A 14,356-nucleotide genomic window follows, 5' to 3' on the forward strand; every position below is an offset into this window, starting at 1 on the left:
CAGACCGGGGGCATCTCACCCGGTCGCGAACCCGGCTCACCCCCCGAAGTTCGTCTCCACCAGCGCGGTCACCTTCGCCAGCGCCTCACCCGCCTGTGGCCCGCTGGCCCGGACGACGATCCGGTCGCCCTGGCGCGCGCCGAGCGACATCAGCGCGAGCACGCTGTGCCCGTCGACCTCCCGCTCGCCCAGCCGCACGGAGACCTCGGCGTCGATCCCGGCCAGGCTCCGCACCAGCACCGCGGCCGGGCGCGCGTGCAGCCCGACCTCGTTGGCCAGCGTCAGCGCCTTCTCCTCGGCACCATCGGCCTCGGCGTCCACGGCCAGCAGGTCGGGCGCCAGCCCCGCGCTCGCCGCGGCCTCGCCCACGGCCTTGCGGCTCGCCCCGCCCTGCGCGGCCACGGCCGCCGCCACCGCGCCCTCCACCAGCGGCGCGTCGACGACCACCGCCGAGGACGGGTCGGCCAGCGACTCCACCGCCAGCTCGGCCGTCATCTGCGCGCTGCCCAGGTCGTACAGCAGCACCACGCCGTCGCCGGAGTCGGCGCGCTGGACGGCCGCGACGACCTCGTCGTAGTCGGTGCCGATCCCGCCGCCGTCGGGCAGCCCGCCGGCCGGGCGGATCCGGACGTCCGGCGCCATCTGCGCCGCCAGCTCGGCCAGCCCTTCGGCCAGCTTCGCGCTGTGCGACACGAGCACGATTCCGACGGTCACCGGGCCGCCTCCGCGAACGCGCGAAGCAGCAACGCCGTCGACCTGGCGCCGGGATCCATGTGCCCGACGGCGCGCTCGCCGAGGTAGGACGCGCGGCCCTTGCGCGGCACCAGGTCCACTGTGGACTCCGCGCCGCGGTCGGCCGCGTCGGCCGCGGCCGCGAGCACCGAAGCGACCGAGGCGTCGACGGCGGCTTCCTCAGCGGCCGAAACGGCCGGGATCAGCGCGTCCACCATCGTCGCGTCGCCACCGACCGCCTTGCCGCGCGCCTGCACGCCTTCCAGCGCGGCCCGCAGCGCTTCGAGCAGCAGCGGCACGTCGATCTCCGCGGCGTCGCCCAGCTTCGCCGACGCACGCAGGAAAGCCGTGCCGTACAACGGTCCCGCCGCGCCGCCGACCTTCGAGATCAACGTCGTAGCGGCCAGTTTCGCGACGGCCCCCGGCGTCGGCGGCACCTCCGTCTCCAACGCCGAGACGATCGCGGTGAAGCCCCGGCTCAGGTTCTCGCCGTGGTCGCCGTCGCCGATCGCGCGGTCGAGCTCGATCAGCTCGGTGCGGTGCTCGGCGACGACCTCGGCCGCGGCCCGCAGCGCGGCCGCGAAGCCTTCCGAAGAACAGCCCATCAGATCCCCCACCGCAGCGCGGGCGTCCACACGGGCACGTCCCACAGCTCGGTCAGCTCGTCGTCCAGTTTCAGCAGCGTCAGGCTCATCCCCTGCATCTCGAGACTGGTGATGTACGGGCCGACGAGCCTGCGTTCCACCACGATCCCACGCTCCGCCAGCAGCCGCTCGGCGATCCCGTGCGCGAGGTACAGCTCCACCAGCGGGGTGCCGCCCATCGAATTGGTGAACAGCAGCACCTTGTCGCCCGCCTCGTACGGCAGGTCCGAGACGACGGCTTCGACCATCCGGGCGACCAGCGCGTCGGCCGGTTCGAGCGGGATGCGCTCGCGGCCGGGCTCGCCGTGGATGCCGATGCCGAACTCGACCTCGTCCGGGCCGAGGTCGAAACTCGGCTCGCCGACGTGTGGCACCGTCGGCGCGGTCAGCGCCACGCCGATCGAGCGCACCTGCCCGATCACCTTGCGCGCCAGCGCTTCCACCGCGTCCAGCGAGTCGCCGCGCTCCGCCGCCGCGCCGGTGATCTTCTCCAGCAGCACCGTGCCGCCCACCCCGCGCCGCCCGGCGGTGAACGTCGAGTCCTTCACCGCGACGTCGTCGTCGATCACCACGCTGCGCACGTCGAGGTCTTCGGCCGCGGCCAGCTCGGCGGCGGTCTCGAAGTTGAGCACGTCGCCGGTGTAGTTCTTGACGATCAGCAACGCCCCGGCGGGCCCGGTGGTCGCGGCGACGGCGGCCTGCACCGCGTCCGGCGTCGGCGAGGTGAAGACCGGGCCCGGCACCGCCGCGTCGAGCATGCCGCGGCCGACGAACCCGCCGTGCAACGGCTCGTGGCCGGACCCGCCACCGGAGATCACCGCGACTTTGCCGGAAACCGGCGCGTCGGCCCGGACGACCACAGCGGGATCGTCCTGTATCCGAAGGATGTCCGCGTGGGCGAGCGCGAGGCCCTTGAGCGACTCCGCGACCACTGCGGCCGGATCGTTGATGATCTTCTTCATGAGGACCTCCGGCGTCTTCGGTGGGGGTGCGCACCCAACCTATCCGCCCGCGGCCACCCACCGCCAAGGCTCGTGAGTGTCTATGCCGGTTCTAACCGTCATAGACACTCACGAGCTGGTCAGGGCTGCGGCAGTTTCGGCGCCAGCTGCTTGGCCAGGCCGAGCGCCTTGCCGCACGGGTCGTCGGTCTCCGGCTTGGTGTCGTAGTTCGTGTACTGCACCTGGGCCACCTCGACGCTGTCGTCCTGCCACGGCCGGTGCTGCCACTGGACCCGGCAGTCGGAGCTGCCCGCGGTGCCCTGCTTCTGGAACGCCTGGTTCGGGGTGCCGGCGTCGGCCTTCACCCAGCCGTCGCCCTCGAGCGGCGCGGTGCTGGGGAAGAACAGGACCGTGACACTCGCGCTGCTGCCCCACACGCAGCTGTGCATCGAGGCGGCCCTGGCCTTGGCGTTCTTGATCACCGGGTCCACCGCCGCGTCGGTCAGCACCGAGCACGGGTCGACGTTGATCAGGGAGCCCTTGGCTTCGGCGTACTTCTGCGGCGAGGAGTGCAGCTTCTGCACGGCCGGCGTGAGCAGCGTCCGCCCGGCGCGGCACGGGTCGCCGCCCGCGTAGTCGATCACGAACGAGAGGCCGAGGTCGGGGTCCCGCGAGGTGAGCGCGCTGACCGTGCAGGAGCCTCCGGTGGTGTCCTTCACCTCGACCTGCGGCAGGCCGCCGACCTGGCCGGTGCCCTTGCTGGAGGCGAAGCTGACCGGGGTGCCGACCTGGACGTCGACCGAGATCTCCTTGCCACCCGGGTCTTTCACCTTCGCGCGGCAGTCGTCGAACCGAACGCTGGACGGCATCGGGTCGCCGTCGGGCGTGCCGAGCACGGCGAGCGAGGCCTGGTCCACGAACGGGCAAGGCTGCACCGGGCGCAGCGCGGCGGCCGCGACCGCCGGGTCGGTGATCGGGCCGGAGGACGCCGACGAATCCCCGCTCGCGGCGGGGACCGTCGTCCGCGCGAAGTTCTGCTTGCCCAGGTCCGGGCCGCCGCACGCGGACACCACCAGGGCACCCGCCGCGACCAGTGCGGACAGCTTCAGGAACCGGCCGCGCCGGAGATCGTGCACCACGCGGAGCACGGTAGCCGCCACCGGCGCGGCCTGTCCGGACAACCCGGTTATTCGACCGGTGCCGGCGGCTCGGCGATGTTCTCCGACGCCCCGGCGTCCGCGGGGACCACGATCGGGCGCAGCAGCGCCCACGTCACGAAGATCGCCGTGAACACCAGCAGGCCGATGCCGGCCCACAGGTTGATGTTCACCCCGGCGGCCTTGTCCAGGTCCGCCTGGGTGGTGAACGCCGCGCCCATCACCGTCAGCACCACGCCGTACACGCCGGTCAGCAACGCGATGATCAACCGGATGTCGAAGGCGCCCGCCTTGCGCGGCCGCGAGGACTCGTCAGTCATTCCGACCTCCTAGAAGATGACGTTGAGGACGATGGTCACGGCGAGCACGATGCCGGCCAGCAGGCCCGGCTTGCGGTACCAGCCCGAGTTCTCGCCGCTGTCGTCGTGCTTCAGCGAAGCGCGCGGGGTCAGCGAGTAGACCAGCCCGACCAGCTCGCTGTCCGCCTTCGGCCGCGTGACCATCGAGACGCCGACGCTGACCACGATGTCCACCACGAACGCCGCGCCGGCGGCCACGAAGCTGATGCCCTGGCCGGTCAGCCCGATGATCCCGGCCTGCGAAAGGCTCCAGATCAGGATCGCCGACACGGTACCGGCCACCAGGCCGATCCAGCCCGCGCTGGCCGTCATCCGCTTCCAGAACATGCCGAGGATGAAGGTGGCGAACAGTGGCGCGTTGAAGAAGGAGAACAGGTCCTGCAGGTAGTTCAGGATGTTGCCCGAGTTCGACGCGATGAACGCGGTGCCGATCGCCAGGATCGTGCCGCCCGCGGTGACGCCGCGGCCGAGCCGCAGGTAGTAGCCGTCCGGCTTGTCCTTCTTGACGTACGCCTGCCAGATGTCGTACGTGAACACGGAGTTGAACGCGCTCAGGTTGGCTGCCATACCGGCCATGAACGAGGCGAGCAGACCGGCGATCGCGATGCCGAGCATGCCGTTGGGCAGCAGGTCGCGCATCAGCAGCAGCAGTGCGTTGTTGAACGTGACACCGCTCGGCGCGCTGCCGCCCTGGAGCAGGATTCCCTTGTCGTGCAAGTACTCCGGCACCGTGACCGCGGCGATCATGCCGGGGATGATCACGATGAACGGGACCAGCATCTTCGGGAACGCGCCGATGATCGGCGTGCGCCGCGCGGCCGACATGCTCTTCGACGCCATGGCCCGCTGGACCTCCACGAAGTTCGTGGTCCAGTAGCCGAAGGAGAGCACGAAGCCGAGGCCGAAGACGATGCCCAGCACCGAAAGGAAGTTGTTGCCGAAGCCGGTCAGGTTGTCACCCGGCCACGAATGCAGCTGCGCGGTACCGCCCGGGCTGCCGGTGACCTTGTTGACCAGGCCCTGCCAGCCGCCGACCTTCACCAGGCCGACGATGGTCAGCGGCAGCAGCGCGGCGACGATCACGAAGAACTGCAGCACCTCGTTGTAGATCGCCGCGGACAGGCCGCCGAGCGCGGTGTAGGAGAGCACGATGACCGCCGCGATGACGATCGAGATCCACAGGTCCCAGCCGAGCAGCAGCTTCACCACGCTGGCCAGCAGGAACAGGTTCGCGCCGGCGATCAGGATCTGCGCGGCGGCGAAACTGATGCCGTTGACCAGGTGCGCGACGTTGCCGAACCGGCGGCGCATGAACTCGGGCACGCTGCGGACCTTGGAGCCGTAGTAGAACGGCATCATGACCAGGCCCAGGAACAGCATCGCCGGAATGGCGCCGATCCAGAAGTAATGCACGGTCGGCAGGCCGTACTGGGCACCGTTGGCCGACATGCCCATCACCTCGACCGCGCCGAGGTTCGCCGAAATGAACGCCAGCCCGGTCACCCAGGCCGGCAGCGACCGTCCGGAGAGGAAGAAGTCGAGACTGCTCGACACCTGCCTTCTGGCCAGATAACCGATGCCGAGCACCAGCACGAAATAGAACGCCAACTCGATGTAGTCGATAGCACTAGCGTCGAGTCGCAGGTTCGCGTCGGCAAGGACGTGCACCCGACCCACCTCCGAATCAAACAATTTCCCACAGGAACCACCACGTTCCTGCCAGGCGGGAACAGTACTGCATGGATTCAGGGTCGGCACCACGACATGGCGGTTTTCGCCCGGAAGGCCTCCCCACCTCGGGGCAAGGAGGGCAAAAGAGGCTTACGGACGGCGTTGCGAGCGGGTCGGCTGGCGGCCTGTTGCCCGGTGCTCGGTTGAGGGAGCCCGGTTCAGAACAGGCGGAACTCGTCGGACTCGATGCCGCGCAGCGCGTCGTAGTCGAGGGTGAGGCAGCGGATGCCGCGGTCCTCGGCGAGGGTGCGCGCCTGCGGCTTGATCAGCTGCGCGGCGAACACGCCCTGCACCGGTGCCAGCAACGGGTCGCGGTTGAGCAGCTCGAGGTACCGCGTCAGCTGTTCCACGCCGTCGATCTCGCCGCGGCGCTTGATCTCGACGGCGACGCTGCCGCCCTCGGGGTCGCGCGCCATGATGTCGACCGGGCCGATGGCGGTGGGGAACTCCCGGCGCACCAGCGTGTAGCCGTCGCCGAGGGTCTTGATGTGCTCGGCCAGCAGCTCCTGGAGGTGGGCCTCCACGCCGTCCTTCTGCAGGCCGGGCTCTGCACCCAGCTCTTGGGCGTGGTCGTGGTAGATCTCCTCGATCGAGATCACCAGCTTCTCGCCCTGCTTGTTCTCGACGATCCACAGCTTGCCGTCCTCGATGAGCCAGCACGGCGGGCTCATCCAGTTCAGCGGCTTGTAGGCGCGGTCATCGGAGTGGACGGACACGGAGCCGTCGGACTTGACGAGCAGCAGCCGGGTGGCCATCGGCAGATGGGCGGTCAGACGGCCGGCGTAGTCGACCTGGCAGCGAGCGATCACGAGACGCACCCGCCGAGGGTAGGACAGGCTCGGCGATACTGGGTGAGTGGACCCCATTCAGCGTGTCGCGACCCGCGAGGTGTACCGGAACAACTGGATGTCGGTGCGGGAGGACGCCATTCGCCGCGCTGACGGCAGCGAAGGCATCTACGGCGTCGTCGACAAACCGACCTATGCCCTGATCATCCCCCTGGACGGCGACCGGGTGCTGCTCGTCGACCAGTTCCGCTACCCGGTGGGCGAACGGCGCTGGGAATTCCCGCAGGGCACCGCCCCCGGCCTCGCCGAGGTCCCACCCGACGACGTCGCGCGCCGCGAACTGCGCGAGGAAACCGGCCTGCGCGCCGAAACCATCACCGAACTCGGCCGGCTCGAGGTCGCTCCCGGCATGTCCAGCCAGCGCGGGCACGTCTACCTGGCCACGGATCTCACCGAGGGCGCGCCGGAGCGGGAGATCGAAGAGCAGGACATGACGACGGCGTGGTTTGCGCGGGCCGATGTGGAGAAGATGATCATGGCTGGTGGGATTACCGACGCACAGACTGTTGCTGCTTATACGCTTTTGCTGTTGCACGAACGGCGTTGAGTTCGGCGGGTTTGTGGGTAGTGGCGGCTTTGGGTGTTTGTCCGGCGGGTTGATGCGGGCCGTGGCTCCTGGTGTGTGACGGCTGCGGGCGTTCGTCGGGCAGAATGACGGGATGCCTCGACCAGTCCCCGCCGACCTGCTGGAAATCGCCGAAGCACTGGTCCCCGACGCGCCTCTTGCCTCCGCAAGCCTTGCCGGACAAGGGAATATGCACCACGTCGTGCTGTTCCCCGACGTCGCCGCGGTGCGAATCAGCAAACGCCCCGACGCCGCCGCCGAACTGCCGCGCCGGGCCGAGATCCTTCGAGCCGTCGCGGCGGCCGACCTGCCTTTTGCCGTGCCGTCGCCTTTGACGCCGGTGTCCACGTTCGGGGAACACGCGGCCGTCGCAATTTCGTGGATCGACGGCGAACCGTTGCCGGAAGGCACCGGCGACCCGGCGGCGTTCAGCCTGCTCTTGGAGGCATTGCGCGATTTCGAGGTCTCACCGGAGCTTAAGGCCGTTCTCCACACGCCGCGCCGATACGCGGATGGCTTGGGCTGGGCCGACATTCTGAGCGACGAGGTCATCCCGCGCCTGCCGTCTCAGTGGCGCGAGGGCGTTCAGCAGCGGCTGGACACGTTGCTGGCGTTGGAGGAAGTCCCAGCCAGACTCGTCCACGGCGACTTAGGCGGCAGCAATGTGCACTTCGGCTACGACGGCAAACTGACCGGCGTCCTCGACTGGGACATGGCAATCCTGTCCGACCCAGCAATCGACGCCGCCCTGGTCGCAACCTGGCACGGCTGGGACCTCCTCCGCGCATCCGTCGACAAGGAGACCTACCAACGCGCCTGGGCCTGGAACGACGCCATCGAGGTCGGCCACCTCCACGCGGTCTTCACCGGCAAGCCCTTGTCCCGCGTCGACGGCTTCGTCGCTTCCGTCGTCGCTTGGCTGGAACAGCGCTAATCCCCCACGGCCAGTCGGTGCGGCACCCGCCGAATCGCCCAGGCCTCAGACCCCCGCCGCCCGAGAGCAACCCCCGCCCTCCTCTGGGGGGCGTCCCATGCCCAGTCTACCGCCCCACCCCGTCAAACCTCGTGGTCAAGCCGCTAGAGACCTGAGTTGTCCACAACGGGGAGTCCCTGTGGACAACCCGAGTGCGGACGTGCCCCGGACCGGACAAGCCGGGTATGGGAGTGCCTAAGCCAGCCAAGTCGAGCAAGGGTGTGGCCAGTTCGGGCGAGGGGTGTGCGCCAGCCCAAGGACGGCAGCGCTCAACTCGGCCGAGCTGGGCGTGGGAGCGACAAAGTCGGACAACCCGAGGGCGGGAGTAGCCGAAGCAGCCGACCCGAACGCGGCGGTGTCCAAGGCGGCCAACCACAAGCGCGGGAGCGTCCGAGGCAGCCGAACCGAGCGCCTGCACGACCCAACTGACCGAGCCGAACAAGAAAGCAGCCGAACCGAGCGCGACAGTCCCCAAAAGCGGGCAACCACGAACGCCGGGGGGTGCCCGAGGCAGCCGAACCGAGCGCCTGCATGACCGAACCGGCCGAGCCGAACAAAGCAGCAGCCGACCCGAGCGCGACAGTCCCCAAAGCAGCCAACCACAAACGCGGGGGTGCCCGAGGCAGCCGACCCGAGCACGGGTGGGGGTGCGGGTGCAGGGTGCGGGTGCGACCAAACCGGTCAAGCCGGACAAGGGAGCGGTCGATCCAAGCGCGGCAGCACCCAAGGCTGCCAACCACGAACCCGGAAGCACTCGAGGAACGCGGCAGCACCCAACACAGCCGGCCCAAGCACGAAACACCCAGGCCAGCCCAAGCGAAGAAACCGGTCAGTCAGGCCATTCCGCGTGGCGCTTCTCCAAAAACGCAGCCATCCCCTCCCGAGCACCAGGCAGCTGAGAAGCCGAAGCCATCACCTCAACAGCCAGCGCGTAAGCGTCCGCCTCCGGCCGGTCCAGCTGGGCGTAAAGCGTCTGCTTCCCCAAAGCCTTGCTAGCCCGGCTGCCACGCGTAGCGCGAGCCAGCAGCGAAGCGACCTCCTCATCCAGCAAAGAATCCGGGACCACGCGGTTGACGAGGCCCCACTCAAGCGCAGTCGGAGCGTCCACGACATCGCCGGTGAGGGCCAGTTCCATCAGGCGCTTGCGGCCGATCGAGCGCGCCACCGGGACCGCGGGAGTGTGGCAGAACCAGCCGCCCTTGCCACCCGGGAGGGCGAAACCCGCCGACTCCGCGGCGACGGCCAGGTCGCACGAGGCGACGAGTTGGCAGCCCGCCGCGGTGGCCAGGCCGTGTACCCGGGCGATCACCACCTGGGGGAGCGACTGCATCGTCCGCATCAGGTCGGTGCACAGCGTCAGCAACGAGCGCACGCCCATCAGGTCCCGGGAAGCCACGTCGCCGAAGTCGTGGCCCGCGGAGAAGACCGGGCCGGCGGCGGCCAGCACTATGCCCGTCGCGTCGGTTTCGCCTGCCGAGCGGAACGCTTCGAGCAGCTCACGCAAATGGTCGGCGGACAGCGAGTTCCGCCGCGCCGCGCGGTTCATGGTGACGGTGATCGTGTCCCCGTCCCGTTTCACCAGGATGTGCTCGTACTCGCCCATCCCCCGACCGTAACCCCGCGGCCTCAGGAACGGAACGTGCGCCGGTACGAGTCCGGGCCCACGCCGACCTCCGCGCGCAGCCGGCGCCGCAGGTTCGCGGCCGTGCCCAGGCCCGACCGCTGAGCAACGCGCTCCACCGGCAGCTCCGTGGTTTCCAGCAACCGCTGCGCATAACGGACGCGCTGCACCCGCAGCCAGCGCCCGGGCGTCGCACCGGTGGCGGCCGCGAACTCGCGGTGGAACGTCCGCTCGCTCATCCCGGCGTGCCCGACGAGGTCGTCGACGCCGATGTCGTCGCCCAGCCGCGCCATCGCCCAGTCCATAGTGGACGACAGGCCGGGCCGGGAAACCAACGACGGCAATGGGTTCTCGACGTACTGACGTTGCCCACCCTCGCGCGCGGGCGGCATCACCAGCCGCCGAGCGAGCCGCGATGCGACGTCCGCGCCGTGGTCACGGCGGACCAGGTACAGGCAGAGGTCGAGCCCGCCGACCACGCCCGCCGACGTCAGCACGCCGCCGGAATCCGTGTAGAGCACGTCGCGCTGCAGGTCGGCACCCGGTGCGGCGGCGGCCAGCGCATCGAGGTCGCGCCAGTGCGTGGTGGCCGGGCGGCCGTCGAGCAGCCCGGCCGCGGCCAGCGTGAACGCGCCGGAGCACAGCCCCGCCACCGTCGCGCCCGCGCGGTGGGCCCGGCGCAGCGCCGCCCGGGCCGGGCCGGGCACGTCGGCCAGCGGGTCGCTGCGGCCGGGTGCGAGCACGAGGTCGCAGCCGTCGAGGCCGGCCAGCCCGTGCGTGGCCGCGACCTCGCCGAACGGCGCGACGGTCGTGCGCGCTCGCCCCGAAGCGCACAACCGCACGGAAAACGGGCCGATCCCGCTGTCGGTGCGGTCCTGGGCCCACACCTCGGCGATCACGGCGAGGTCGAACATCCGGCTGCCCGGCAGGAGCAGCACCCCGATCGTGCGCATGGCAGGAAAGTACCGCATCGCGCGCCTTCTGCCACTGCCCGCGACGCCTCCGGGCAGCCAGACTCGTCCGTATGACCGCTCTCATCCTCATCGACGTCCAGCGCGGGTTCGACGAGCCGGGGTTCTGGGGCCCGCGCAACAACCCCGGCGCCGAAGCGAACATGAAGGCCCTGCTCGACGCGTGGCAGGAACGCCGCCTGCCCGTGGTCCTGGTGCACCACGACTCGCCGAAGCCGGGCTCGCCGCTGCGCCCGGGCCAGCCCGGCCACGACTTCAAACCCGAGCTCGACGGCGCGCGCCCCGACCTCGTGTTCGGCAAGAAGGTCAACTCCGCCTTCATCGGCGACATCGACCTCGGCGCCTGGCTCAAGGCACGCGGCATCAGCAGCTTCGTGGTCGCCGGCATCCAGACCAACTTCTGCTGCGAAACCACCGCCCGCATGGGCGGCAACCTCGGCTACGACGTCACCTTCGCCCTCGACGCGACGTACACGTTCGACCTGCCGGGCGTCGACGGCGACGTTGTGACGGCCGACGAGCTGTACCGCGTGACCACGGCGAACCTCGCCAACCAGTTCGCCACCGTCAAGTCCACAAAGGACATCCTGAGTGGACTGGACTAGCCGGTGAGCCCGTGCCGCTCGCGGATCAGGTCGACGATTCCCGCCATGATCCCGGTCAGCTCGTAGTCCTTGGGCGTGAACACGCGGGCGATGCCGCGCTCGGTGAGCAGCGCGGCGTCGTCCGGCGGGATGATGCCGCCGACGATCACCGGGATGTCGGCGGCGCCCGCGGCGCGCAGGCCGTCGACCACCAGCGGCACGACCTCCAGGTGCGAGCCGGACAGCACGGACAGGCCGACCACGTGCACGCCCTCCTGCACCGCGGCCGCGACGATCTGGTCCGGGGTCAGCCGGATGCCCTGGTAGACCACCTCGAACCCGGCGTCGCGGGCCCGGACGGCGACCTGCTCGGCGCCGTTGGAGTGCCCGTCCAGGCCGGGTTTCCCGACCAGGATCCGCAGCCGCTCACCCAGTTCCGCCTCGGTGACCCGGACCCGGGCGCGCACGCGCTCCAGCTCCGGGTCACCCTTCCCGGCGGCCGCGGCCGCGGAGACGCCCGTCGGCGCGCGGTACTCGCCGAACACCTCTCGCAGCGCGCCGGACCACTCACCGGTGGTCACGCCCGCCCGCGCACAGTCCACAGTGGCCTCGAACAGGTTGTCCGAAGTCGCCGCCTTTTCCTTCAGCGCCGCAAGGGAAGCCTCGACCGCGGCCGAATCCCGCCGCTCCCGCCAGTCCTCGATCGCCGACACCGCGGCCTTCTCGACGGCCGGGTCGATCGTCTCGATCGCCTTCGCGCCCTCAGCCTGCAGCGGCGACGGCTCGGTGGTCTCGAACTTGTTCACGCCCACCAGTACGCGCTCGCCGTTCTCCATCCCCCGCCGGTACTCGGCGAGCGACGTGACCAGCTGCGACTTCATGTACCCGCTCTCGACGGCCGCGACCGCCCCGCCGAGATCCTGCACCCGCGCGATCTCCTCGCGCGCGCCGGTCATGATCTCGTCCACTTTGGCCTGCACGACGTGCGAGCCGTCGAAGATGTCCTCGTATTCCAGCAGATCGGTCTCGAACGCGAGCACCTGCTGCATCCGCAACGCCCACTGCTGGTCCCACGGCCGCGGCAGGCCGAGCGCCTCGTTCCAGGCCGGCAGCTGGATCGCGCGCGCCCGCGAGCCGCGCGAAAGCGAGACCGCCAGCATCTCCAGCACGATCCGCTGGACGTTGTTCTCCGGCTGCGCTTCGGTGAGCCCCAGCGAGTTCACCTGCACGCCGTAACGCAGGCGCCGCGCCTTCGGGTCCTCGACGCCGTAACGGTCGCGCGTCAGCTCGTCCCACAGCGCGGTGAACGCGCGCATCTTGCACATCTCTTCGACGAACCGCACGCCGGCGTTGACGAAGAACGACATCCGCGCGACGACCTTCGCCATGTCCGACGGCTCCACCTGGCCGGAGTCGCGCACCGCGTCCAGCACGGCGATGGCGGTGCACAACGCGTACGCGACTTCCTGCGTCGGCGTCGCGCCGGCTTCCTGGAGGTGGTAACTGCAGATGTTGATCGGGTTCCACTTGGGCACGTGGTGCACGGTCCACGCGATCATGTCGGTGATCAGCCGCAGGCTCGGCCCGGGCGGGAAGATGTACGTCCCGCGGGAGAGGTACTCCTTGATGATGTCGTTCTGCGTGGTCCCGGTGAGCTTCGCGAGCACCTCGTCCACGTCGCGGCCCTCGGCCTCGGCCTGCTCGCGCGCGACCGAGACGTACAGCGCGAGCAGCCACATCGCCGGCGCGTTGATGGTCATCGAGGTGTTGGCCTCGGCCAGCGGGATGCCGTCGAACAGGCGCCGCATGTCGCCGATGTGGGAGACGGGCACGCCGACCTTGCCGACCTCGCCGCGCGCGAGCACGTGGTCCGGGTCGTAGCCGGTCTGCGTGGGCAGGTCGAAGGCGACCGAGAGCCCGGTCTGGCCCTTCGCGAGATTGCGGCGGTACAGCTCGTTGGACGCGGCGGCCGAGGAGTGCCCGGCGTAAGTGCGCATCACCCAGGGCCGATCGCGCTCGTGGTCGGATGGATACGGCACGGGCCACCTCCGGCGTTGGGTGGACCGATTGTACCCACCGGTAACTTCCGCCGGGCAGTGCAATCGGACACGTAAGGGTGGCACAGCTCGTGAGTGTTCATTCCGGTTCTAACCGTCATGAACACTCACGAGTCAGCGTTCGGGACGGCTGTCCTGAGAAACCGGACGCACGATCACCACACCCTTGTCGAGGTCGACGGTGCCCAGCGGCGGCGCCCCTTGCGCGTCCTGGTCGAGCGTCATCTCCACCGAGTCGCGGTGCTCCAGCTCGTTTCGCTTGGTGCCGTAGAGGAACGCGGTGACCTCGTCCAGGTAGGTCGAGGACAGCCGCGCCTTCAACTTCGACGGCTTGCGCTTCGGCCGCATCTCGTACGCCCCGACGGCCACCAGCAAGAGCGTCATGCCGGGCAGCCCCAGGGCCAGCACTGTCTCCACGGCCACCGAACGAACGGCGACACCGCGGAGTTCCGAGCGGTTTGTCCCGGTACTCGGAGCGCTGTGACGAAAACTCGCGAGACTCTGCTCGTCCAGGCCCCTAGGCTGGGAAAACGTGACTTGGAGTGTGTACGGAAGCTACCTGGTGATCGTCGTCCTCATCGTGCTCGCGCCGGGGCCGGACACGATGGTGATGCTGAAGAACTCGCTGTCCGGCGGCACGCGGGGCGGGCTGCTCGCGACGTTCGGCATCTTCGCCGGCAACGCGGTGCAGGGCACGGCCGCGGCGCTCGGGCTCGGTGTGGTGATCGCCCGGTCCCAGCCGGTGTTCCTCACGCTCAAGTGGCTCGGCGCGGCCTACCTGGTCTTCCTCGGGTTCCAGGCGCTGCGCGGCGCGTGGCGTGGGAACTACGCCGCGGTCGAGGAAACGCGGCGCAAGCGCACCAGCGGGTTCCGCCGGTGGCGCGAGGGCTTCCTGTCCAACATCACCAACCCCAAGGTGCTGGTGCTCTACCTGTCCGTGCTGCCGCAGTTCCTCGACCCGGTGCGGACCACGACGTGGGACGCGCTGGTGCTCGCGTACACCGTCGCGGTGCTGGGCGCGCTGTGGCTGCTGGTGCTGTTGTTCTTCGTGCACCGGGTGCGGACCTGGTTGGAGCGCCGGAAGGTGCGTCGCGCGCTCGACGGCGTCACCGGCACCGCGTTGCTCGGCTTCGGGGCGGCTCTGGCCTTGGAGTCCTGACCGGAGTTACGGTG

15 protein-coding genes are annotated in these 14,356 nt (G+C 69.8%); 4 read left to right on the top strand and 11 right to left on the bottom strand.

All coding sequences use genetic code 11. The features are described from left to right. Positions 1-36: 36 nt before the first annotated feature. From dhaM to nucS, 7 genes are all read right to left on the bottom strand, one after another. Complete coding sequence (gene dhaM, locus OG371_RS06645) at positions 37-714, bottom strand: dihydroxyacetone kinase phosphoryl donor subunit DhaM (protein ID WP_329066617.1); 678 nt, start codon at positions 712-714, stop codon at positions 37-39. Beyond that, on the bottom strand, positions 711-1,337 hold the full coding sequence (gene dhaL / locus OG371_RS06650) for a dihydroxyacetone kinase subunit DhaL (protein ID WP_329066620.1): 627 nt from the start codon (positions 1,335-1,337) through the stop codon (positions 711-713). Before dhaL ends, dhaM begins: the two co-directional genes overlap by 4 nt. Next, positions 1,337-2,338, bottom strand: a complete 1,002-nt coding sequence (gene dhaK / locus OG371_RS06655; protein WP_329066622.1) for a dihydroxyacetone kinase subunit DhaK — start codon at positions 2,336-2,338, stop codon at positions 1,337-1,339. Before dhaK ends, dhaL begins: the two co-directional genes overlap by 1 nt. A gap of 119 nt (positions 2,339-2,457) precedes the next feature. Beyond that, positions 2,458-3,456 (bottom strand): hypothetical protein, encoded by a 999-nt coding sequence (locus OG371_RS06660; protein ID WP_329066624.1) that lies wholly within the window; start codon positions 3,454-3,456, stop codon positions 2,458-2,460. Between the two features lie 47 nt (positions 3,457-3,503). Further along, positions 3,504-3,794, bottom strand: a complete 291-nt coding sequence (locus OG371_RS06665) for a hypothetical protein (protein WP_329066626.1) — start codon at positions 3,792-3,794, stop codon at positions 3,504-3,506. Positions 3,795-3,803: 9 nt separating this feature from the next. Beyond that, entirely contained in the window at positions 3,804-5,501 is a 1,698-nt protein-coding gene (locus OG371_RS06670) for a sodium:solute symporter family protein (protein ID WP_329066628.1), read from the bottom strand. 221 nt (positions 5,502-5,722) lie between these two features. After that, a complete protein-coding gene (nucS, locus tag OG371_RS06675) occupies positions 5,723-6,382 on the bottom strand; it encodes an endonuclease NucS (protein ID WP_329066629.1) in 660 nt (219 codons plus the stop codon). A 37-nt stretch (positions 6,383-6,419) separates the two neighbouring features. Between nucS and OG371_RS06680 the strand changes: the two genes are divergently transcribed. Together OG371_RS06680 and OG371_RS06685 are read left to right on the top strand one after the other, a co-directional pair. Further along, on the top strand, positions 6,420-6,959 hold the full coding sequence (locus tag OG371_RS06680) for an NUDIX hydrolase (protein ID WP_329066631.1): 540 nt from the start codon (positions 6,420-6,422) through the stop codon (positions 6,957-6,959). A 112-nt stretch (positions 6,960-7,071) separates the two neighbouring features. Beyond that, positions 7,072-7,911, top strand: coding sequence for an aminoglycoside phosphotransferase family protein (locus OG371_RS06685; RefSeq protein ID WP_329066633.1), 840 nt, complete (start codon positions 7,072-7,074; stop codon positions 7,909-7,911). 868 nt (positions 7,912-8,779) lie between these two features. Here the strand turns inward: OG371_RS06685 and OG371_RS06690 are convergent. Continuing rightward, positions 8,780-9,553, bottom strand: a complete 774-nt coding sequence (locus tag OG371_RS06690; protein ID WP_329066635.1) for an enoyl-CoA hydratase-related protein — start codon at positions 9,551-9,553, stop codon at positions 8,780-8,782. A gap of 23 nt (positions 9,554-9,576) precedes the next feature. Beyond that, the gene (locus OG371_RS06695; protein ID WP_329066637.1) at positions 9,577-10,524 is read right to left on the bottom strand and encodes a GlxA family transcriptional regulator; all 948 of its coding nucleotides are present in this window, start codon (positions 10,522-10,524) and stop codon (positions 9,577-9,579) included. Positions 10,525-10,595: 71 nt separating this feature from the next. Between OG371_RS06695 and OG371_RS06700 the strand changes: the two genes are divergently transcribed. Then, a complete protein-coding gene (locus OG371_RS06700; protein ID WP_329066639.1) occupies positions 10,596-11,147 on the top strand; it encodes a cysteine hydrolase family protein in 552 nt (183 codons plus the stop codon). Here the strand turns inward: OG371_RS06700 and OG371_RS06705 are convergent. After that, the gene (locus OG371_RS06705) at positions 11,144-13,165 is read right to left on the bottom strand and encodes a protein meaA (protein WP_329066641.1); all 2,022 of its coding nucleotides are present in this window, start codon (positions 13,163-13,165) and stop codon (positions 11,144-11,146) included. The genes OG371_RS06700 and OG371_RS06705 overlap by 4 nt on opposite strands. Before the next feature lie 132 nt (positions 13,166-13,297). Then, entirely contained in the window at positions 13,298-13,606 is a 309-nt protein-coding gene (locus OG371_RS06710; RefSeq protein WP_329066643.1) for a DUF6191 domain-containing protein, read from the bottom strand. Between the two features lie 109 nt (positions 13,607-13,715). On the opposite strand from OG371_RS06710, the gene OG371_RS06715 reads away from it, so the two are divergent. Then, positions 13,716-14,342 carry a LysE family translocator gene (locus tag OG371_RS06715; protein WP_329066645.1) on the top strand — a complete coding sequence of 209 codons (627 nt, stop codon included), beginning with the start codon at positions 13,716-13,718 and terminating at the stop codon, positions 14,340-14,342. Positions 14,343-14,356 lie beyond the last annotated feature (14 nt).

This window comes from Amycolatopsis sp. NBC_01480 (assembly GCF_036227205.1).
Taxonomy (GTDB): domain Bacteria; phylum Actinomycetota; class Actinomycetes; order Mycobacteriales; family Pseudonocardiaceae; genus Amycolatopsis.

Excerpts from the sequence above, each read along its gene's own strand:
- dhaL (WP_329066620.1), bottom strand. The coding sequence starts at position 1,337 with ATGGGCTGTTCTTCGGAAGGCTTCGCGGCCGCGCTGCGGGCCGCGGCC.
- dhaK (WP_329066622.1), bottom strand. The coding sequence starts at position 2,338 with ATGAAGAAGATCATCAACGATCCGGCCGCAGTGGTCGCGGAGTCGCTC.
- OG371_RS06665 (WP_329066626.1), bottom strand. The coding sequence starts at position 3,794 with ATGACTGACGAGTCCTCGCGGCCGCGCAAGGCGGGCGCCTTCGACATC.
- OG371_RS06685 (WP_329066633.1), top strand. The coding sequence starts at position 7,072 with ATGCCTCGACCAGTCCCCGCCGACCTGCTGGAAATCGCCGAAGCACTG.
- OG371_RS06690 (WP_329066635.1), bottom strand. The coding sequence starts at position 9,553 with ATGGGCGAGTACGAGCACATCCTGGTGAAACGGGACGGGGACACGATC.
- OG371_RS06695 (WP_329066637.1), bottom strand. The coding sequence starts at position 10,524 with ATGCGCACGATCGGGGTGCTGCTCCTGCCGGGCAGCCGGATGTTCGAC.
- OG371_RS06700 (WP_329066639.1), top strand. The coding sequence starts at position 10,596 with ATGACCGCTCTCATCCTCATCGACGTCCAGCGCGGGTTCGACGAGCCG.